General features: G+C 75.3%; 19 protein-coding genes and 1 riboswitch. Of the genes, 6 read left to right on the top strand and 13 right to left on the bottom strand.

Annotated features, from left to right (window positions below; translation table 11 throughout):
- Nucleotides 1–133: 133 nt before the first annotated feature.
- The 4 genes from ACI79K_RS11600 to ACI79K_RS11585 all read right to left on the bottom strand — a co-directional run bounded on the left by ACI79K_RS11600 (nt 134) and on the right by ACI79K_RS11585 (nt 3,377).
- The gene (locus tag ACI79K_RS11600; protein ID WP_456589522.1) at nt 134–607 is read right to left on the bottom strand and encodes an STAS domain-containing protein; all 474 of its coding nucleotides are present in this window, start codon (nt 605–607) and stop codon (nt 134–136) included.
- Between the two features lie 107 nt (nt 608–714).
- Nucleotides 715–1,923: a PucR family transcriptional regulator gene (locus tag ACI79K_RS11595; RefSeq protein WP_456589523.1), complete on the bottom strand. Its 1,209-nt coding sequence runs from the start codon at nt 1,921–1,923 to the stop codon at nt 715–717.
- Between the two features lie 55 nt (nt 1,924–1,978).
- On the bottom strand, nt 1,979–2,461 hold the full coding sequence (locus tag ACI79K_RS11590; RefSeq protein WP_456589524.1) for a polyadenylate-specific 3'-exoribonuclease AS: 483 nt from the start codon (nt 2,459–2,461) through the stop codon (nt 1,979–1,981).
- Between the two features lie 154 nt (nt 2,462–2,615).
- Nucleotides 2,616–3,377: a lysophospholipid acyltransferase family protein gene (locus tag ACI79K_RS11585; protein WP_456589525.1), complete on the bottom strand. Its 762-nt coding sequence runs from the start codon at nt 3,375–3,377 to the stop codon at nt 2,616–2,618.
- A 110-nt stretch (nt 3,378–3,487) separates the two neighbouring features.
- Between ACI79K_RS11585 and ACI79K_RS11580 the strand changes: the two genes are divergently transcribed.
- From ACI79K_RS11580 to ACI79K_RS11570, 3 genes are read left to right on the top strand one after another with little or no spacing between them, the layout of a single operon-like run.
- Nucleotides 3,488–4,306, top strand: a complete 819-nt coding sequence (locus tag ACI79K_RS11580) for an alpha/beta hydrolase (protein WP_456599761.1) — start codon at nt 3,488–3,490, stop codon at nt 4,304–4,306.
- On the top strand, nt 4,303–4,983 hold the full coding sequence (locus ACI79K_RS11575; protein WP_456589527.1) for a hypothetical protein: 681 nt from the start codon (nt 4,303–4,305) through the stop codon (nt 4,981–4,983). Before ACI79K_RS11580 ends, ACI79K_RS11575 begins: the two co-directional genes overlap by 4 nt.
- A 2-nt stretch (nt 4,984–4,985) precedes the next feature.
- A complete protein-coding gene (locus tag ACI79K_RS11570) occupies nt 4,986–6,224 on the top strand; it encodes an ornithine cyclodeaminase, nickel-pincer nucleotide-dependent (RefSeq protein ID WP_456599760.1) in 1,239 nt (412 codons plus the stop codon).
- Here the strand turns inward: ACI79K_RS11570 and ACI79K_RS11565 are convergent.
- Genes ACI79K_RS11565 through ACI79K_RS11550 form a run of 4 tightly spaced genes read right to left on the bottom strand, consistent with a single transcriptional unit; the run spans nt 6,221 to nt 9,136 of the window.
- Nucleotides 6,221–7,210 (bottom strand): ROK family glucokinase, encoded by a 990-nt coding sequence (locus tag ACI79K_RS11565; RefSeq protein ID WP_456589529.1) that lies wholly within the window; start codon nt 7,208–7,210, stop codon nt 6,221–6,223. The two genes, ACI79K_RS11570 and ACI79K_RS11565, sit on opposite strands and share 4 nt — an antisense overlap.
- Nucleotides 7,207–7,554 carry a hypothetical protein gene (locus ACI79K_RS11560; protein WP_456599759.1) on the bottom strand — a complete coding sequence of 116 codons (348 nt, stop codon included), beginning with the start codon at nt 7,552–7,554 and terminating at the stop codon, nt 7,207–7,209. Before ACI79K_RS11560 ends, ACI79K_RS11565 begins: the two co-directional genes overlap by 4 nt.
- Nucleotides 7,551–8,699: an ArsA family ATPase gene (locus ACI79K_RS11555; RefSeq protein ID WP_456599758.1), complete on the bottom strand. Its 1,149-nt coding sequence runs from the start codon at nt 8,697–8,699 to the stop codon at nt 7,551–7,553. Before ACI79K_RS11555 ends, ACI79K_RS11560 begins: the two co-directional genes overlap by 4 nt.
- Before the next feature lie 5 nt (nt 8,700–8,704).
- Nucleotides 8,705–9,136, bottom strand: a complete 432-nt coding sequence (locus ACI79K_RS11550) for an SRPBCC family protein (protein ID WP_456589532.1) — start codon at nt 9,134–9,136, stop codon at nt 8,705–8,707.
- Between the two features lie 157 nt (nt 9,137–9,293).
- Between ACI79K_RS11550 and ACI79K_RS11545 the strand changes: the two genes are divergently transcribed.
- Nucleotides 9,294–11,087, top strand: coding sequence for an AMP-dependent synthetase/ligase (locus ACI79K_RS11545; protein WP_456589533.1), 1,794 nt, complete (start codon nt 9,294–9,296; stop codon nt 11,085–11,087).
- Nucleotides 11,088–11,129: 42 nt separating this feature from the next.
- Here the strand turns inward: ACI79K_RS11545 and ACI79K_RS11540 are convergent, their stop codons facing one another.
- The 5 genes from ACI79K_RS11540 to ACI79K_RS11520 form a co-directional block, all read right to left on the bottom strand.
- Nucleotides 11,130–12,254, bottom strand: coding sequence for a glycosyltransferase family 4 protein (locus ACI79K_RS11540; protein ID WP_456599757.1), 1,125 nt, complete (start codon nt 12,252–12,254; stop codon nt 11,130–11,132).
- Complete coding sequence (locus ACI79K_RS11535; RefSeq protein ID WP_456599756.1) at nt 12,251–13,516, bottom strand: M48 family metallopeptidase; 1,266 nt, start codon at nt 13,514–13,516, stop codon at nt 12,251–12,253. The genes ACI79K_RS11540 and ACI79K_RS11535 overlap by 4 nt, the downstream gene beginning before the upstream one ends.
- Nucleotides 13,517–13,756: 240 nt before the next feature.
- On the bottom strand, nt 13,757–14,836 hold the full coding sequence (locus ACI79K_RS11530; protein ID WP_456599755.1) for an NlpC/P60 family protein: 1,080 nt from the start codon (nt 14,834–14,836) through the stop codon (nt 13,757–13,759).
- Between the two features lie 17 nt (nt 14,837–14,853).
- A riboswitch (cyclic di-AMP (ydaO/yuaA leader) is annotated at nt 14,854–15,030 on the bottom strand.
- Between the two features lie 176 nt (nt 15,031–15,206).
- Nucleotides 15,207–15,515 carry a hypothetical protein gene (locus ACI79K_RS11525; RefSeq protein ID WP_456599754.1) on the bottom strand — a complete coding sequence of 103 codons (309 nt, stop codon included), beginning with the start codon at nt 15,513–15,515 and terminating at the stop codon, nt 15,207–15,209.
- 83 nt (nt 15,516–15,598) lie between these two features.
- Nucleotides 15,599–17,344: a D-alanyl-D-alanine carboxypeptidase family protein gene (locus ACI79K_RS11520; protein WP_456599753.1), complete on the bottom strand. Its 1,746-nt coding sequence runs from the start codon at nt 17,342–17,344 to the stop codon at nt 15,599–15,601.
- A 196-nt stretch (nt 17,345–17,540) separates the two neighbouring features.
- On the opposite strand from ACI79K_RS11520, the gene ACI79K_RS11515 reads away from it, so the two are divergent.
- Together ACI79K_RS11515 and ACI79K_RS11510 are read left to right on the top strand one after the other, a co-directional pair.
- Nucleotides 17,541–19,316 (top strand): DEDD exonuclease domain-containing protein, encoded by a 1,776-nt coding sequence (locus ACI79K_RS11515; protein WP_456599752.1) that lies wholly within the window; start codon nt 17,541–17,543, stop codon nt 19,314–19,316.
- Nucleotides 19,313–19,600 (top strand): Lrp/AsnC family transcriptional regulator, encoded by a 288-nt coding sequence (locus tag ACI79K_RS11510; protein ID WP_456589540.1) that lies wholly within the window; start codon nt 19,313–19,315, stop codon nt 19,598–19,600. The genes ACI79K_RS11515 and ACI79K_RS11510 overlap by 4 nt, the downstream gene beginning before the upstream one ends.
- Nucleotides 19,601–19,608: the final 8 nt, after the last annotated feature.

Raw genomic sequence — 19,608 nt, 5'->3', positions numbered from 1 at the left:
GGGGAACCTCTTCACGACGACGTGGCGGACGTGCTGCGGATGTCCGGGGCGGTGGGAGCGCACCCGGTCGGGACCGGGCAGCGTTCCGGGGGCCGTCTCTTCCCGGTGGCGGCAAGCGGCTCGCCGCGACGGCTCAGGCGCCGCCGGACCGGGGACGGCCGCGGCGGGGGCGACCGACGCCGTGCCGGATCTCGCCCGGCGGGGGGATCGGGAGGCCCAGCAGCCGCAGCACCCGGGCGACCACCGGCGAGGCCGCCACCAGGACGACGTCGCGGGCGAGCGCCGGGGAGAGCCCGTGCGAGTCGATGAAGCTGACGCGGCCGAGGTCGACCGCGATCGGCCCCGGATCGGTGGCCCGCACGTGGGCGAGGAGGGCCGCGAACAGATCAGCGCCCGCCAGGTCGAGCTCACCGGACACCTCGACGAGAGGACGGCGCCCGCCCCACCGGATATCCAGGGTCAGCTCGGCACCGTCCGCGACCGCGCCGGTGTGCCGGGACGCCGGGTGCCCGGCGCGCAGCCGCTGCGCGGATCGGCCGGGTCGGGCCACCGACGGGGTGGCCGGGGAGGCGGTGGGCCGCGGGAGCGGGTGGGAGGTCCGAGCCATGTCCCGACGCTAGGACGGCGCGCCCGCCGCCGGCAGGGGCCGGGCCGGACGACACCCGCTGCCACTCGTTGCCGAGATCCGGCAGCGTCGACCGGGCAACCCGCTGCTCAGCGGAGGGTGAGGGGCCTCGCCGGCCAGTCGAGCAGGCGCGCTCCGGTGACGGCGACGAGGAGCGGCAGCTGGTCGGCCGGATCCGCCGGGTCGTACCCGCTGAGCTCCCGGATCCGCTGCAGCCGGTAGGTCACCGCACGCACGCTCAGGTGCAGCCGACGGGCCGCCGAGGCCGCATTGCGCCCGCCGGCGAAGTACGCCTCTGCCGTCGCGACGAGGGGTTCGGGGCCACCCCGGGCGTCCACCAGCGGACCGAGCACCGTGCCGACGAGGTCGGCGATCGCCTCCTCGTCCCGGAGCAGCACCCGGTAGACGAGCATGTCCCGCGCGTGGACCACCGGTTCGGGGAGGCTCAGCCGCTGCGCGACCTCGAGGGCGTCCACCGCCTCGCGGTAGGAGCGGAGGACCCCCCGCGGACCGGGGTACGAGCGCCCCACCCCCACCCGCCACCGCGCACGGCGGGTCAGCCGGCCCACCGCCTGGCCGGACAGCTCGGCCAGCGCGTCGTCGTCGGGGGCCCGCCCACCCGGCGCCGGGACCGAGGACAGCACGCAGACGAGCCGACCGTCCTTCGCCGCGACGAGCAGCCCTCGGTCGCCGAAGCGGGCGCGCGCCTCCGCCTCCAGCCACCCGGTCAGGGGCATGCCGGAGTCGGTGGGCCGGTCGGTCGCCGCCACCGTCACGGTGTGGCTGCCGGTCAGCGCCAGCCCCAGCCGGGCGGCCCGCTCGACGAGCGCGCCGACCTCCGACCGGCCGGTGAGCAGGTCGTCGACGAACTCCCGCCGGAACGCCTCCTCGCGACGGACCACGTCCCGCTCGGCGTCGACGTGCCCCGCGGCCAGGGCCGCCAGCGCCGTGTCCGCCCCGCGCCACACCGCCTCGCCGACGGACACCAGGTCGACGGAGCCCGACCGTCCGCGGGAGTCACCCACGAGGCCCGGGAGGCGCGGCCAGAGCCTGCGCGACGCGGTCATGTACAGGTCCACCAGCGCGGGCAGCCCGACCCCCTGCTCCGCCGCCCTCGCGCCGAGCTGCCGGCAGTGGGCCTCCTCGGCGGCCGTCAGCCGGCGCCCCTGCACCGCCACGGCGGTCAGCGCGGTCAGGTACCCGTCGAGCAGGGACGCCGGCACCCCGTGCTCCCGGGCGGAGGCGTCCTCCACCTCCGCCAGCACCTCGGACTCCGGGCGCTCGCTGGGTCGACCCACACCGGGCACTGTTCCGTCTCCCGCCCCCGGGGTCCACCTGCGGGTGGTGGGCACGTCAGCCCGCGGCCTCGATGGCGTGCCAGCGCGCGAGGTTGTACCGGGCGTCGACCAGCGCGTCGTGGGTGCCCTGCGGCTTCGGCGGCAGCGGCGGCTGCCCCCGGTCGTCCCAGCGCTGCCGCAGCTCCCGGGTGAAGCGCGGGATGGGCCGGGGCAGCGCCGGCATCGCGCCCCACAGCTGGCACAGCGCCACGTGGTCGTAGGCGGCGAACCAGGCCCACAGCTCGATCTCCTCCCCCGGTGCGGTCAGGAAGGAGAGCAGGTCCTCGCGGATCCGCTGGCGGCTGCGCCACGCCTTGTCCGCCGGCGGGGGCAGCTGGTCGAGCACGTTGCGGCGCACCCAGGGAATGGCCTTGCCGGGGTCGAACTCCGTGCTCACGGCGTAGAACTCCCGGCCGGTCTCGTCGACGACGCCGATGGAGACGAGGTCGATCGTGGTGCCGTCCTCGATGAACTCGGTGTCGTAGAAGAAGCGCCGCACGCCGTCCACCGTAGGTCGCCGCCGACGGCAGCTGATGCGCGCGTTCTTCTCCGTCACCGAGGACCTCGTCGCCCAGTGGGTCCGGGAGCCCCACGATGCTCCGAGCCGCGCTGCTCACGCTGCTGCGCGACGTGCTCGACCGGCTGCTGCCCCGTCAGCCGGCGAGCGTCGTGGGTGCGCGGTCGGCGGCCTCGGTGACCGGCGGCTGCAGGGTCGCGATGACGTCGTTGGCGCTGGCGCCCGTCGCGTCCATCGACTTCTTCACCGTGGCGCCGTAGACGTCGACGTACTCCTGGCCCGACAACGTCATGATCTCGTACATGATCTCGTCGGTGATGGAGCGTTCGACGAACCGGTCCCCGGCCAGCCCCTCGTATCGGCTGAAGTCCAGCGGCTCCCCGAAGACGACCTTCACCCGCATCAGCTCCTTGCCGAAAGGCAGCTTCCGGGAGCTGTAGCACATGGCCACCGGGATCACCGGGACACCGGTCTCCAGCGCCATGCGGGCGACCCCGATCTTGCCGCGGTAGAGCCGGCCGTCGGGCGAGCGCGTGCCCTCCGGGTAGATGCCGAGCAGCTTGCCCTGGCGGAGGATGCGCAGGCCGGTCTGGATGGCGTTCTCGGCCGCCGACGCGCTGGACCGGTCGATCGGCACCTGGCCGGCGCCGGAGAAGAAGGCACGCTGCAGGAAGCCCTTCACGCCCTTGCCGGTGAAGTACTCCGCCTTCGCCAGGAAGGTCACCCGCCGCTTCAGCTGCAGGGGCATGAAGATCCAGTCGGCCGCGGAGAGGTGGTTGCTCGCCAGGATCGCCGCACCCGTCGCCGGCACGTGCTCGACGCCCTCGGCCTTCGGGCGGCAGACCACGGTCACCGCCGGACCGATCGCGACGAACTTGAGGAACCAGTAGAACAACACGCCTCCCTCGGGGACTGCCAGACTAGGGAGCCTGGGGCCCCGATCACAATCCGGGACCCGTCGTGAGGTAGCCGACACCGGCGCGACGCCGGATGCCGAGGAGGAGCGCCGTGCCCGGACCGACCCCCGTTCCCGAGGTCATGCCCGGCGCCGAGCCGTTCGAGTTCCCCGGCGGCGAGGGGCCGGCGGGGCGCACCGGCGTGCTCCTCGTCCACGGGTTCACCGCGACGCCGATGAGCGTGCGGCCCTGGGGCGAGCACCTGGCCGCCGAGGGCTTCGCCGTCCGGTGCCCGCTGCTGCCCGGCCACGGCACCCGCTGGCAGGACTGCAACGCCAGCACCTCCGACCAGTGGACGCAGACGGTGGAGCACGCGTTCGACCAGCTCGCCGCCACCTGCGACCGGGTGTTCGTCGCCGGCCTCTCGATGGGCGGGACGCTGGCCACCCGCCTGGCCGAGGTGCGCGCGGGCGACGTCGCCGGACTGCTCCTGGTGAACCCGGCGCTGACGACCCAGCGGCTGGACGCCAAGCTGCTCCCGCTGCTGGCCCGGCTGACCCCCAGCTGGGCACCGATCGCCAGCGACATCAAGAAGCCCGGCGTCACCGAGCTCGCCTACCCGAAGCTGCCCACGCGCGCGATGCTGCAGCTGCGCGGCCTCTGGGCCGCCACCCGCGCCGACCTGGGGCTGGTCACGGCGCCGGTCATCGTCTTCCGCAGCGCCGAGGACCACGTCGTGGAGCCCGTGAACAGCGCCCTGCTGCTGGCCGGTGTGGCCAGCCCGGACACCACCGAGGTCGTGCTGGAGGACAGCTACCACGTGGCCACCCTGGACAACGACGCCCCGCTGGTCTTCCGCCGGTCCGCCGAGTGGATCCGCGCGCGCGTGCCGGTGGACGAGACCGGCGCCTCGTCGGGCGGGCGTCGGTGACCGAGCGGCGCGGACGGGGCCGCCGCGACAACGGCCTGGACGCCGCGCTCTGGAGCCCGGTGCGCGACGTCGACCCACGCGTGGGCGAGCACCTCCTCGACGTCCTCGAGGCCGCCGGGATCGCCGCCTACCTGGAGCCGGCCGCCGACGTCGGCCCCTACACCCGGTCGGTCGTCCTCCCCAGCCCGCCGTCGGACCGGCTGTTCGTCGACCGGTCGCGCCAGGCCGAGGCGCGGGGGCTGGTCGAGCAGCACGCCGACGAGCACCCGGCCGAGCCGCGCGTGCTCCGCCGGCCCGCCGGGCGCGACCTCGACGAGGACGCCGAATGGCGCCGCATCGTGGCCGCCTTCGAGGCCGAGCACGGCCCCACGGCCGTCGACGGGGCGCCGTCGGACGCGCCCCCGCCGACGCCGCACGAGGTGCCGGTGCTCGACCGGCCGGAGGAGCACTTCGAGCCGCCGGCCCCGCCGCCGCTGCCGGTCCCCGCACCGGCGGTCCTCTACGCACTGCTGCTGGTGGCCGCCGGCATCCTGCTCATCGGCGTCCCCTCGATCATCGGCCTCTCGGCCGACGCCGGCCTCGTCCTCGGGGTGGGCGTGGTGGCCGGTGGCGTGGCGCTGCTGGTCTCCCGCATGCGCGACCGCTCCGACGACGGCGACGACGGGGCGGTGGTCTGAGCATGGGCACCGCCACCGCCACCGTCACCGTCGCCGGCCACCTGATGGACACCGGCACCCTCGCCCGCATCCTCGACGACGTCCTGGAGTACGGCGGGGACTACCGGATCGCCGACCTGGCCCTGGGGCGCGAGCACGCCGACGAGTCGACGGCGCTGATCGAGATCACCGCCGACGAGGCCGAGCGGCTCGAGCGGATCCTCATGCGGGTGCAGGTCCACGGGGCCAACGCCGTCGATCCGGGGACGGCGACGACCCGCCCCGCCCCCGCGGACGGGGTCTTCCCGGACGACTTCTACTCGACCACCAACCTGGAGACCCTCGTCCGCCTGGACGGGGAGTGGCTGCGGGTGCGCAACCCGGAGATGGACTGCGGCCTGGTGGTGTCCACCGAGGAGACCGGCACGGTCGTGCGCACGGTGCCCGTGAGCGACGTGCGCGCGGGAGACACCGTCGTCTGCGGGGCCCAGGGGGTGCGGGTGGAGCTGCCCGTGCAGGCCCCACGCGGCACGGAGGACGACTTCGGGTTCATGTCCTCCACGGTGTCCAGCGAGAAGCCCCAGGCGCTGCTGGTCCGGCAGATCGCCGAGCGCATGCGCGAGGTCAGGGCCGCCGGGAAGCGGGTGCTGTGGGTGGGCGGGCCGGCCGTGGTGCACACCGGCGCCGCCCCCGCGATGGTGCGGCTGATCCGCGCCGGCTACGTCGACGTCCTCTTCGCCGGCAACGCCCTGGCCACCCACGACATCGAGTCGGCGCTGTTCGGCACCTCGCTGGGGGTCGACCTCGCGAAGGGCTCGGGGGTGCCGCACGGCCACGAGCACCACATCCGCGCGATCAACACGATCCGGGCGGCCGGCTCCATCCCGGCGGCCGTCGACTCCGGCGTCCTCACCGGCGGGGTCATGCACGCGATGGTGCAGGCGGGGAGACCGTTCGTGCTGGTCGGCTCGGTGCGCGACGACGGGCCGCTGCCCGACGTGCACACCGACGTGATCGAGGGTCAGCGCGCGATGCGCGCCGAGCTGCACGACGTCGGCTTCGCGATCATGGTGGCGACGATGCTGCACTCCATCGCCACCGGGAACATCCTGCCGGCGTCGATCCCGCTGGTCTGCGTCGACATCAACCCGGCCACGGTCACCAAGCTGGCCGACCGGGGCAGCGCGCAGGCGATCGGCATCGTCACCGACATCGGCCTGTTCCTGGAGCAGCTGGCCCGGGAGCTGGCGCCGGCGGACTAGGCCTCGCCCTCGGCGACGGCCCTCCGCACCAGGTCGGCCGCGCCCACGATGCCGGCCTGCGGCCCCAGTTCGGCGACGACGACCCGGGGGCCGGGGCGGAAGCCGCGGCCGGGCAGGGCGCGCTCCAGCCGCTCCCGGGCGGGCCGCAGCACCATCTCGCCGAGCACGCTGACCCCGCCGCCGATCACCACGACCTCGGGGTCGAGCACCGCCGCCAGGTCGGCGATCCCCTGGCCCAGCCAGTACCCCACGTCGGTGACGAGCTCGAGCGCCAGCGGGTCGCCGTCGTAGGCGGCGCGGGCCACGTGCTCGCCGGTCAGCCGGTCGGGCTCGCAGTCGACCCGCTCCAGCAGCAGCGCGGCGGCCGCCGGCGAGGTGCGGGCCACCTCCCGCGCGGTCTGGCCCAGCGCCGTCCCGCTGGCGTACTGCTCCCAGCAGCCCCGGTTGCCGCAGGCGCACAGCCGCCCGTCGGGGACCACGCGCATGTGCCCCCACTCCCCCGCGACCCCGTGCGAACCCCGGCGCAGCCGCCCGTCGAGCACGATGCCGCCCCCGATGCCGGTGCCGAGGGTGATCATCAGCGCCAGGTCGGCACCCCGGGCGGCGCCGTAGCGGTACTCGGCCCACGCCGCGGCGTCGGCGTCGTTGCCCACCCACAGCGGGCGCTGCAGCCGCGCGCCCAGGTCCTTGCGCAGGGTGGAGTTCCGCCACGCCAGGTGCGGGCTGAACAGCACGGTGTCCCCCGTGCGGTCGAACCAGCCGGCGGCACCCACGCCGACGCCGACGACCTCGTCCCCCAGCCCCCCGGCGAGCTCGTCGACGACGGCCGCGATGGCGTCCTCGGTGTCGCTCACCGAGGCGCCGGGCGTCGCCCGCCGCGCGGTGGCCACGATCGTGCCGTCGGGCGCCACCAGCCCACCGGCGACCTTGGTGCCGCCGATGTCGATGCCGAGCGCCGGGCGGGCCGTCACCCCCGGCCCGGTCACGCGATGTCGATCCGCTGGACGGCCGGCTGGCCGGTGGACTGCTCGGTGGGCTGCTCGGGGGGCTGCTCGGGGGCGCGGTCGCCGGTCGCCGGGGTGGCGCCGCCGGCGCCCTGGTCCTCCGCGAACGCCCGGAGCGCGGCCGCGGTGGTGGTGAGGACGTCGGCCAGCGCGGCGGTCACCTCGGGACGCTCACCACGGACGACGGCGGCCGCCTGGCAGACCGGGCACCAGCGGCAGTCCCCGCCATGCCCGTCGCCGGAAGCGGCGGCGGGCCGCTCGGCGCTGGCCCGGACGACGTCGAACAGGCGGCGGGCCTGGTCGAGCCAGTCGGCACCGGTGGTCATCTGATCCTCCCCTCGGCCGCCAGGAGGTCGGCCGGCCACTGCTGCGGATCCGGGCGGAAACTGACCTCGAGGCGGGCGTCGGCGGTGCCGGGGGCGAGCAGCCGTCCCCCCGTCACCTCGCACCGGCGCAGCAGCGAGTCCAGGCGCAGCGAACGACGATCCTCCCCTACCGACAGCACGAGGTCATCGCCCCACCGGGTCAGCCCCACGGCGGCGCGGTCGGCGAAGGGCAGCGGGACGACCAACTGCCACCCGGACCCGCCCCGGTGCGGGGCCGGTCTCGCCGGCCCGCCGGACGCCGGGAGATCCAGCCCGTCCAGCAGGGCCCGGGCACCGGCCACGTCCGCCGGTGAGGCCGGCAGCTCGGGGACGTCGTGCACGGCGGCCACCTCCGCCAGCCGGGACCGGGCGGCGTCCTGCTCGGCGATGCGTCCCGCCCACCACTCCCCCGGACCGCCGGCCGGCAGCACCCGGGCGAGCACGGTGGCGACCCGCAACCCGTGCAGGGCCAGCACGGTCGCCGCGTTCCGCAGCTCCGGCACGGCGGGGCCGCGGGCGGCGGCGGCCAGCCAGACCGCCGTGGCGGTCGGATCGGCCAGCCGCTCCTGCGCGAGCAGCCGCTCGAGCCCGGGCAGCGCGGCGAGCAGCGCGTCCACCGGTCCCTGGCGGGCCGCCCCCGCCGCCACCGTCGCCGTCCGCACGGCGGCCAGCGCCCGGGCCGTCGGCGGCAGCGCCTGGTCCAGCCACCAGCGCAGGACGCCGGGCAGGGCCGCCAGCGCGAGCCCGTCCCGCAGGGGGCCGGCGTCGACCACCACCAGGTCGGCGTCGGCGGAGCCGAGGGCCGCCATCAACGCGAGCTCCTCGGCGCCCGGCAGCGGCACCACCGAGCTGGCCGGCGGCAGCTCCAGGTGCGGCAGCAGCGCACCGAGCGCACCGGCGTGGGCTCCCCACAGGTCCTCGACCGCCCGGCGTCCCTGCACGCGCAGCGTGCGCAGCCCCGGGACCTCGTCGAGGCCGGGCACGGGTGGCGGCTGCCGGGAGAGCAGCAGCGTGCGCCGGCCCTCCTGGGCGGCGCGGACGGCCGCGGCGGCCGCCAGCGTCGAGGAGCCCGTCCCGCCGGGGCCGGTGACCAGGAGGGTGCGCACTCGGCTCAGCCCTCGACGCGCTTCTTGAGCTCCTTGAGCGCGGTGTCGAGGATGACCTTCTCCGCCTTGCGCTTGATCATGCCGAGCATCGGGATGGAGAGGTCGATGGTGATCGAGTAGGTGACCTCGGTGCGGCCGCCGGTCTCGGCGAGGGTGTAGGAGCCCTCCTGCCGCTTCTGCATCTGTCCCTGGACCAGCGTCCAGGAGACCCGGCGGTCGTCGTCCCAGGTGTACTCGAGGACGTAGTCGTCCTTCACCGCGCCGGCGTCCAGCACGAAGTGCACCCGCCGGGCCCGGCCGTCCGCGCCGGTCTCGAGGACCTCGACCTTCTTCGCGGCGGTCACCCACTGCGGATACGAGGGGAAGTCGGCGATCACCGCCATGACCTCGGCCGCAGGCGCCTCGACGACGATCGACTGGGTGGACTGGTCGGCCATGGGCAGCAGGCTAGCCGCTCCCCGCCGTGCCCGGCCCCCGTACACCACGGCACTCGGCTACTCCCGGGTAGCACCAGCCGCTAGATTGTTCGGACGTCCCCGTACCGGGGCCGCGGGCGACGGTGCCTCCGGACGGTCGGGGAGGAAAGGACCGGGCGTGCGCGAGTTCAGCGTTCCAGCAACCCACGAGGTGGGCCCCGACGAGGCCCTCACCGACATGCTCACGACCAACGTCGCCGAGCACGGGAACGAGGTCGGCCTCCGGCGCCGGGTGGACGGCCGCTGGACCGACGTGACCTGGCAGCAGTTCGGCGAGGAGGTCCGGGGCGTCGCCAAGGGCCTGATCGCCGCGGGGGTGGCCGCCGGCGACCGCGTCGCCCTGCAGGCCAAGACGCGCTACGAGTGGACCGTCCTCGACTACGCCATCTGGACCGCCGGCGCGGTCGTCGTCCCGGTCTACGAGACCTCCAGCGCCGACCAGGTGGCGTGGATCCTCTCCGACTCCGGGGCCACGGTCGCCGTCGTCGAGCGCGACGAGCACGCCGCCGCCATCGAGTCGATCCGGGACCAGGCGCCCGAGCTGAAGGCCGTCTTCGTCATCGACGACGGCGCGGTCGAGCAGCTGACCGCGACCGGCCGGGAGGTGCCCGACAGCGAGCTCGACGCCCGCCGGGCCACGCTCCACGCCGACAGCCCGGCCACGCTGATCTACACCAGCGGCACCACGGGCCGCCCCAAGGGCTGCGAGCTGACGCACGCCAACTTCCTGTTCGAGATCGGCAACGGCATCACGCTGCTCGACCGGTTCATGAACGTGCAGGGCTCGCTCCTGCTGTTCATCCCGCTGGCCCACGTGCTCGCCCGCGTGCTGCAGGTCGGCGCCATCAAGAACCGCACCGTCATCGGCCACACGCCCGACGTGAAGAACCTCGTCGAGGACCTCGGCGAGTTCAGGCCGACGTTCGTGCTCGCCGTCCCCCGGGTCTTCGAGAAGGTCTTCAACTCGGCCAAGGCCAAGGCGGAGGGCGACGGCAAGGGCAAGATCTTCGACCGGGCCGCACAGGTGGCCATCGACTGGTCCCGCGCCCAGGACACCGGCGGCCCGGGGCTGGGCCTGCGCGTGCAGCACGCGCTGTTCGAGAAGCTGGTCTACGGCAAGCTGCGGGCCGCCCTGGGCGGGCGCTGCCTGGGTGCCATCTCCGGCGGTGCCCCGCTGGGTGAGCGGCTCGGCCACTTCTTCCGCGGCATCGGCGTCACCGTCTTCGAGGGCTACGGCCTCACCGAGACCACCGCGGCCGCCTCGGTGAACCACGACGCGGCCCTGCGCATCGGCACCGTCGGCCGGCCGCTGCCCGGTGTCACGTTCCGGATCGCCGAGGACGGCGAGGTGCTCATCCGGGGCGGCATCGTCATGCGCGGCTACTGGAACAACCCGGAGGCGACGAAGGAGGCCATCGACTCCGAGGGCTTCTTCCACTCCGGTGACATCGGCGAGCTCGACTCGGACGGCTTCCTCAGGATCACCGGCCGGAAGAAGGAGATCCTGGTGACCGCGGGCGGCAAGAACGTCGCCCCGGCGGTGCTGGAGGACCGGCTGCGCGCCCACCGGCTGGTCAGCCAGTGCATCGTCGTCGGCGACCAGCGGCCCTACATCGCCGCGCTGGTGACCCTCGACGAAGAGGCGCTGCCGCAGTGGCTGGAGTCCAGGGGCAAGGACACCTCCCTCACCGCGGCCCAGCTGCGGGAGGACCCCGACGTGCTCGCCGAGCTCGACGCCGCGGTGCAGGAGGCCAACAAGGCGGTCTCCCAGGCCGAGGCGATCAAGAAGTTCACGGTGCTGGCCACCGACTTCACCGAGGACAACGGGATGCTGACGCCCAGCCTGAAGCTGAAGCGCAACGTGGTCATGAAGGAGTTCGGCTCCGACGTGGACGCGCTCTACAGCCGCTGAACGCCGCGTACCGAGGCCCGCCGCGCCCCTGCGCGGCGGGCCTCAGTGCTTCGTGAGGAGCTCGTCGAACGTCGCGGCGATCGACGTCCAGGACCACCGCTGCTCCACCCAGGCCCGCCCGGCCAGGCCCATCGCCCGGGCGCGCCCCGGGTCGTCGAGCAACCCCACCAGCGCCGTCGCCACCGCCTCCGGTGACCGCGGGTCCACCACGTGCCCGGTGACGCCGTCGCGCACCGCCTCCGGCGCACCGCCCGAGGTGCCCGCGACGACCGGGCGGGCGCAGGCCGCGGCCTCGAGGAAGACCATGCCGAGGCCCTCGACGTCGAGTCCCCCGCGCCGGGTGCGGCAGGGCATGGCGAACACGTCTCCGGCGGCGTAGTGCGCCGGCAGCTCGTCGTGGTCCACCGGGCCGGTCAGCACGACGGAGCCCTGCAGGCCGCGGGCGGCGATCGCACGACGCAGCTTGCCCTCGTCCGGCCCACCACCGACCAGCAGCAACCGGGCCCCCGGGTGACGGGCGAGCACCCGCGGCCACCCCGCCACGAGCACGTCCTGCCCCTTGCGGGCGACCAGCCGGGAGACGCAGACGACCACCGGTGCGTCACCGAGCCCGTGGCGGGCACGCACCGCCGTCCCGTCGACCCCGGGGGCGAACCGGTCGACGTCGACCCCGGGCGAGAGCTGGGCCAGCCGGGCGCGGCCCCCGAGCGGCGGGGCGAGGCGCTCGCGGGTGTACTCGCTGATGTAGGTGAGGACGTCCAGCCCCGTGGCGATCCGCTGCATCACCTGCCGGCTGCCCGGGAGGGCGACCCAGCCGGTCTCGTGGCCGTGCGTGGCCCCGACCAGGTGCCGGACCCCGGCGGCGCGCAGCGCGGGCGCGAGCAGCCCCAGCGGCGCGGCCGCCCCGAAGAACGCGGTGTCGCAGCCGTACCGCTCCACCAGCTCCACGGCCGCGCGGGCGGTCGCCCGCGTCGGGAGGAGCATCCCGGTCGGCCGGCGCACCACCGGATAGGGCAGGGATCGGTCGTGCTCGGCCGAGCCCGGTGCGTCCGACGCCAGCACGACCAGCGAGTCCGGCGGCCGTCGCTCCAGCAGCGCCGCCACGAAGGTCTGGATGCCCCCTTGCCGGGGCGGGAAGTCGTTGGTGACGACGAGCGTCCGGCTCACGGCCCCTCCAGGCGCGCCCAGTCCTCGGCCATCGCGATGCGCTGCGCGGTCGTGGGGTGGCTGCCGAAGAACCAGTGCCAGGCCGCCGGCGGGTCCGGATCGCCGAGGTTGGCCGTGGCGAGCCGCTGCTGCATGGCGATGAAGGCCTCCGGATCGCGGGTGAGGTCGAGGGCGTGCAGGTCCGCGCGGGCCTCGACCTGGCGCGACACCAGGTTCTGCACGGGTGTGGCCAGCAGGCTGCCCACGGCGACGAGGAACAGCAGCAGGGGGACCACGCGGGGGTCGCCGGCCGAGGGCGCCCCGGCGCGGCGCAGCAGCGGCGTCCACGTCAGCAACCAGCCGAGCAGGGCGGTCGCCGCGCCCGCGCCGAGCGCGCCCATGAGCGTGCCGGTGAGGACGTCGTCGGTGGCGACGTGCCCGAGCTCGTGCGCCGCTATCGACTCGATCTCCGCGTCGGGCAGCTCGCCGAGGACGGTGTCGTAGACCACGATGCGCCGGGTGGAGCCGAACCCGGAGACGTAGGCGTTCAACGCCGTGGTCCGCCGGGAGGCGTCGGAGACCAGCACGTCCTGCACCGGGGTGCCGTTCTCCTCGGCGAGCGCCAGCAGGTCACTGCGCAGCTCACCCGCCGGCAGCGGCTCGAAGGAGTTGAACGCCGGCTCGATGACCACCGGGTAGAGGAACGAGCCGACGACGACGAAGCCGGCCACTGCCGCCCCGCCCCAGGCCCACCAGGTGCGTGGCGCGCGACGGACCAGCCACAGGAAGGCCAGCACCACGACCACTGTCAGCGCCGCGCTGATGGCCCACGAGACGGCGACGTCGCGCAGCCAGAGCCCCCAGCCGCGGGTGGACAGGCCGTAGCGCGTGCGCACGGACTCCGCGTAGGCGGAGATCGGCAGGGTCACGGCGCGGCCCAGGAGGAGCAGGACCGGCACCCCCAGCACCACCCGCACGACCCAGCGGTCCCTCCACCGCGCCCCCAGCGACCGCATCAGGCGGGCCCCCAGCGGGGTGAGCCCCAGCACGGCCGAGACCGCCAGCCCGAGGACGAGGGAGAGCAGCGACGCGGGTCGCAGGGCGGCGGCGAAGGCCTCCGCGCGCTCGATCGCCGCGGGATCCAGGCCGGCGGTCGGGTCGGGCTCGGTGTGCCCTCCGGGCGGTTCGGGCAGCACGTCCCACGGGGTGCGGACGACGATGACGACGACGACGGCGATCCCCAGCAGGGCCGCGGCCACCAGGGCGGCCCGGCGAACGCTCACCCGGCCGATCCTAGGCGGGCCAACCGCAGCGGCCCGTCCCGGTTCGGGGACGTGCTGGGCGGCCTGCATCCTGCTCGACCCGGTCGCGAGGCCCGCCCTCACCGTGTTCCCGTCCTGCGGGCCTGCCCGAGGTCCTCGGGATCGGGCCCTCGGTCACCTGACCGGCCAGCGACGGCGAGGGCCGGCGACCCCTGTCGGGATCACCGGCCCTCGTTCCTCGCTGCGATGCTCCCGGAGCCGTCAGCCGGCGATGCGACGGGCGCTGTTGTAGTTCCCCATCGAGTCCACGCTCGCCACCTTCACCGGCTGGCCGGAGGTGGAGGCGTGCACCATCTGGCCGTTGCCGATGTACATGCCCACGTGGCTCACCGGGCTGTAGAAGAACAGCAGGTCGCCAGGTTGCAGCTCGCCGCGCGAGACGGGCCTGCCCATCTGGCTCTGCGACCGGCTGGAGTGCGGCAGCATCACACCCGCCGCGGCGTAGGCGTACGACGTCAGCCCCGAGCAGTCGAAGGCGTTCGGCCCGCCGGCACCCCACACGTACGGGTCGCCGATCTGGGCGAGCGCGGTGTTCACCGCCACCTGGGCGGCCGAGCTCGGCGCGATGACGGCGCCGGTGGGCGCCGGGAGGCCGGTGCCACCGTGGGCCTGCGCCACCTGCTCCTGCTGCGGCGCGGTGAGCGCCTCGTACCGGCGCTGGTAGTCGGCGATCTTCGCCTCGAGCTCCTCCTGCTGGGCGGCGATCTGCTCCACCGTCCGCCGGGCGTCCGCCGCGGCCTCCTCGGCGGCGTCGCGGGCCTGCTCCGCGTCCTCGGCCGCGCGCGACACCTCGGTGAGCACCTCGCTGGTGTGCCCGGCGATGGCGTCGAGGGTGCCCAGCTGGTCGACCAGCTGGTCGGCCGAGGTGCTGGTCAGCAGGACGTCGAGCGGCGACATGCCGCTGCCGGTGTAGACGCTGCGGGCCAGCCGGCGCATGTGGCCGTCGAGGGAGCCGAGCCGGCCCTCCGCCTCCGCGACCGCCTCGCTCGCGGCCTGCGCGTCGCGCTGGTGGCCCTCGAGGACGACGCGCGCCTCGTTCAGCTGCTCGGAGACGACCTCCAGCTCGTGGCTGGCCTCGGCCACCTGGGCGGCGATCTCGTCGGCGGTGCCGGGGACCGCCGACGCGGTACCCGGGAGGACGGTGACGGTCAGGGCTGCGACGGCGCTGACCAGGAGCCCCGAACGGAGCGGTCCGAAGCGGCGGGCGCTGGCGGAGCTGCGCCGGCCGGCGGTGTGGAGTTGTTCGGGGGCGTGCGTCAGTAGTGCGTGAGGGGTCGCCACGTGCGGCGGCTCTCCGTTTCTTCCACTTCGACCGCCGACCGAGTTAGCTGACGGGTTCGGGCTGGGAAGACTGGCCCTATCCCCCACCCACCGGCGAGCCGGCGGCGGGAGAACTCACCCCAGAGTGCGGTGGGTCCCCGGTACACCTCGGGCGCAGTGGTGCGCGCCACGCGGTGATTAGGCGGTGTCCGGTCGAGGCCATCCATCGATGGATGACGACCACCCGGCCGAACGGAGGGAACCCTACGACCGTGATGCGCCTGTGACAAACGGGGACAGCTGAGACGTGTGCGACGGGCGCCTGGCCGCCCACCTGGGCATTCACCCGATCGGGTGGTCACCCGGCCCTCGCCGCGGGGTGCGGCGGCGATCAGCCGGTGCGCCGTCCGGACCGCTCCCCGCCGTGCCCGTCGGGATGCCGCAGCGGGGGAACCAGGCCCCCCTCGGCCAGCGCGCGCACGGCGCGGCGTTCCACCTCGTCGAACTCCACCACCACGCCCGGCGGTGGCACGACGACGTCCTCGGCGGCCGCGGCCGGCCCGCCACGCGGCCGCCCGGTCATCGGCACGACGACCGGGTCGCCCCCCTGCCACCCGGGCGGGGCTCCCAGCAGCACGGTCACGACGCAGTCGGCGCAGCCGGTCCCGCGGGCGGTGCAGGTGTCGCAATCGATGAGCATCGCTTCTTCTCCTCCGTGAGTTGCTGCGCACGGTAGGAAGGGCCACCGACATTTCCGCCGCGCCACCGACGGCCCGCGCCGGATCAGCTGCCCGCGAACTCCCAGTGCCACGGCTCCTCGCGCCCGTTGCCCGGATCGGCCCACGTGGGGTGCAGGAAGCCGAACCGGCCGGCGTTGGCGGCCATCCAGGCGTACTGCGGGGTGCCGAACGTCCCGACGCCACCGCACAGGTCCACCGCCAGACCCCAGCCGTGGTTGCTGGTGCCGGGCACCGCGGCCAGGGCCGGCTTCTCCCCGTACAGCCGCACCTGGCTTGCGTAGGTCCGGTAGGAGTCGGTGATGCACAACGGGCTGCCGAAGGCGGTCGCGTAGGCCGCCGACATCGCGCGGTAGGCGGCGGCCGCGTCGCAGCGCAGCGCGTGCCCGCCGACGCCCAGCGGGCACATGGCGCTGGGCGGGATGAGGCCGTTCGGGTAGCCGCCCCATGCGCGGGCTCCGTCGTAGCTGGGCGGGTAGACGGTGTTGCCGCACTCGGTCCGCAGCGCCCCCGCGGCCGGCCCCGGGACGGCGACGGGGGGCCGCTGGCCGAGGACCGGGCGGCCGATCGCCAGCACCTGGTCGCCCGGCAGCGTGCGCACCACGACCGCGCCGGCCCGCGCGTCAGCGGTCAGCATGGTCCGCGGGTCCAGGGCGATGCCCACGTGCCCGAGCCCCGCCTCCGGGGAGCCCAGGAAGACCAGGTCGCCGGGGAGGACGTCGGCGCGGTCCACCGGCACGGCGCTCGCGAACAGCTCCTCCTGCGTCGCGGGCAGCTGGACACCGGCCCGGCCGTAGGCCACCCGGACCAGTGCGCCGCAGTCCCAGGACTCCGGCCCCGCCGTCCCCGGCGCGTACGGCTGCCCCAGGGCCTCCATCGCGCCGCTGACGGCGGCGAGGGTCTCGGCGGGCAGCACCAGGAGCGAACTCGGCCGCCCGGGCAGCTGGGCCACCCCGCGCTGCGCGCCGCCCCCGGCGGCGCCCACCGGAGCCAGGCGGTCGGGGAGGCTGCGCCCGGGTTCCCGCAGCGCAGCGGCGGGCACGTCCGCGATGCCGGCGGTCCGGAGCTGGTCGACGTAGGCCCGCCAGCTGGCCGCCGTCTGCTCGTTCACCGACGCCTGCTCCCCCTGGAGCGCCGCCAGCTGCCGGTCGACGACGGCGAGCGTGTCGTGCAGCTCCGTGGTGACCGCGTCGGCGGCCGCCTCCAGCGCGGCCACCCGCGCGGCCACCTCGTCCGCCCGCCCCTGGGCTGCGTCGAGCGCGGCCTGGGCGCGCTGCTGCTGGTCCAGGGCGGCGCGCCGGTGGCTCTCCGCGATGCCGATGAGGTGGGCGAGGTGCGCGTCGACGGCGTCGAGGAAGCCCATGCCGGCGAGGACCTCCCCCGGATCCCCACCGGCGAGCAGGAGCGTGAGGGGGGTGAGGGCGCCACCGTCCCGGTAGACGGCGACGGCGTACCCGGCGACCTCGCGCTGGTGCCCGGCCAGCACGCCCCGGGCGTCCTCGAGCACCGCCCTCGCCTCGTCCACCGACCGCTGCGCCTCGGCCAGCGCCTCGCGTGCGGCGACGACCTGCCCCTGGCGCGCGCGGAGGTCCTCCTGGACCTCGGCGGCCCGCCGTTGCAGCTGGTCCAGGTCGCGGCTGTCCAGCACGCCGGAGGTGCCACCCGGCTGGTCGCTGGGCGCGGCGGCCACCGGCCCGGCGGGCAGCAGCACGGCCGCGCCCGCCACCAGCACCGCGGCCACCACGCACCGCCGGGCCCGGGCGGGCGGGCGCCACCTGGAGCGCGCGGGCATCACCGACCACCTCTGCCTGCGGGCCGGTCGCACCGGACGCGACGGCCACTGGCAGGCATGGTGTCCCGATCGGGGCCGGAACACCAGGTCCCACTCGATGCGGGCAGCCCCGGACCCCCCGGTCAGGGGGCCGGTGCGCGGCCGGCCCCGGCGCGCGTCCCCCGGAGTGTCAGCCCCCCGACCTAGCGTCCGCCCCGTGGCACCCTCCCCCGCACCGCTGCGCTACCAGCAGGTCTCCATCGAGGAGGTCGGGACACCGCTGGCGCAGGTCACGTTCGTCGTCGTGGACCTGGAGACCACCGGCGGGTCCCCGAAGGACAGCGCCATCACCGAGATCGGGGCCGTGCGCGTCCGCGGCGGGCAGGTACTCGGCGAGTTCCAGACCCTCGTCGACCCAGGCCACGAGATCCCGCCCTACATCAGCGTGCTGACCGGGATCACCTCGACGATGGTCGCCACGGCCCCGCGGATCGGCGCCGTGCTCCCCACCTTCCTCGAGTTCGCCCGCGGCGCCGTCCTGGTCGCCCACAACGCCCCGTTCGACCTCGGGTTCCTCAAGGCGGCGTGCGCCGAGAACGGCCTGGTGTGGCCCACGGCGGCGTCCGTCGACACCGCCGTCCTCGCCCGGCGGCTGCTCAGCCGGGACGAGGTGCCCAACTGCAAGCTGGCCACCCTGGCCCCGTACTTCTCCGCCACCACCTCGCCCACGCACCGGGCCCTGGACGACGCGCGGGCCACGGTGGACGTGCTGCACGGCCTCTTCGAGCGGCTCGGCCCCCTGGGCGTCACCACCCTCGAGGAGCTGACCGGGCTGACCCGGCAGGTCGATCCGGAGCGTCGGCGGAAGCGGCACCTGGCCGACGCCGTCCCCAGCGGCCCCGGCGTCTACCTGTTCCGCGGCCCCGGGGACGAGCCGCTCTACGTGGGCACCTCCAGCGACCTCCGCAGCCGGGTCCGCAGCTACTTCACCTCGGGCGAGCAGCGCAGCCGCATCACCGAGATGGTCGGCCTCGCCCAGCGGGTGGAGCCGATCCCGTGCGCGCACGCGCTCGAGGCCGCGGTCCGCGAACTGCGGCTCATCGCCCGCCACAAGCCGCGGTACAACAGGCGGTCCCGCTTCCCCGAGCGCGCGCTGTGGGTCCGGCTCACCGACGAGCCCTTCCCGCGGCTGTCGGTGGTCCGCCGGGTCCGCCCCGACGCCGGCGTGTTCCTCGGGCCGTTCCCCGACCGCCGCGCCGCGGACGCCGCCGTGGCTGCCGTCCACGAGGTGCTGCCGTTGCGGCAGTGCACCGCCCGCCTCTCCCCCCGCACGCCGGTCAACGCCTGCGCGCTGGCCGACATGGGGCGTTGCGGCGCCCCCTGCACCGGCGCCCAGTCGGTTCCCGAGTACGCCGGCGTGGCGGCGGTCTTCGCCGCCGCGGTGGGCCACGACCCCCGTCCCCTGCTCGCCCCGCTGCTGGACCGGGTGGAGCGGCTCGCCGCCGAGGAGCGCTACGAGGACGCCGCCGTGCTGCGCGACCGGGTCGCCGTGCTGGTCCGGGCCCTCCGCCGTCGGCAACGGCTCGAGTCGCTGGCTGCCGTGCCCGAGCTCGTGCTGGCCCGTCCCGACGGCCAGGGCGGGTGGGAGCTGTCCGTCGTCCGGCTGGGGCGCCTCGCCGCGGCCGGGAACGCGCCGCGTGGCACCACCGTGCGGAGCGTGCTGCCGGGCCTGCTCGCGACCGCGGAGACCGTTCCCGGTGCGGACGACCCGACGTCGGTCGACGAGACCGAGCTCGTCCTCCGCTGGCTGGAGAAGCCCGGCACCCGGTTGGTGCAACTGACCGGCACCCTCGCCTCCCCCGCACCCGGCACCGGCGCCTACAGCGGGTTCCTGGCGCGGGTGGAGTCCGGGCGTGACGCGCAGGACCCCTTCGCCGACGGGCGGTCGCTGGGAACCCGCGCCCGGCCGGAGCGGATAACATCCCCCGCGTGATCACCGCCATCGTGATGATCGACGCCGCCACCGACTCGATCGCCGAGGTCGCCCAGGCCGTCGCCGAGCTCGACGGGGTCAGCGAGGTCTACTCCGTCGCCGGCGATGCCGATCTGATCGCCATCGTCCGCGTCCGCGAGTTCGAGCAGGTCGCGGAGGTCATCGCCGGCCGGATCAACAAGGTCGCGGGAGTCCTCGACACCGACACCCACATCGCCTTCCGCGCCTACTCGCGCCACGACCTCGAGGCAGCCTTCTCCATCGGCTTCGACACCGAAGCCTGAGCGGCCGG

It is taken from the genome of Blastococcus sp. SYSU DS0616 (assembly GCF_054051015.1).
The sequence above is the reverse complement of the archived record's forward strand: the minus strand, read 5'-3'. Positions and strand labels throughout refer to the sequence as shown.

Coding starts and splice junctions, on each gene's coding strand:
- ACI79K_RS11570 (WP_456599760.1), top strand. CDS start 4,986: ATGGGCACCGCCACCGCCACCGTCACCGTCGCCGGCCACCTGATGGAC.
- ACI79K_RS11550 (WP_456589532.1), bottom strand. CDS start 9,136: ATGGCCGACCAGTCCACCCAGTCGATCGTCGTCGAGGCGCCTGCGGCC.
- ACI79K_RS11525 (WP_456599754.1), bottom strand. CDS start 15,515: ATGCTCATCGATTGCGACACCTGCACCGCCCGCGGGACCGGCTGCGCC.
- ACI79K_RS11520 (WP_456599753.1), bottom strand. CDS start 17,344: ATGCCCGCGCGCTCCAGGTGGCGCCCGCCCGCCCGGGCCCGGCGGTGC.
- ACI79K_RS11600 (WP_456589522.1), bottom strand. CDS start 607: ATGGCTCGGACCTCCCACCCGCTCCCGCGGCCCACCGCCTCCCCGGCC.
- ACI79K_RS11560 (WP_456599759.1), bottom strand. CDS start 7,554: ATGACCACCGGTGCCGACTGGCTCGACCAGGCCCGCCGCCTGTTCGAC.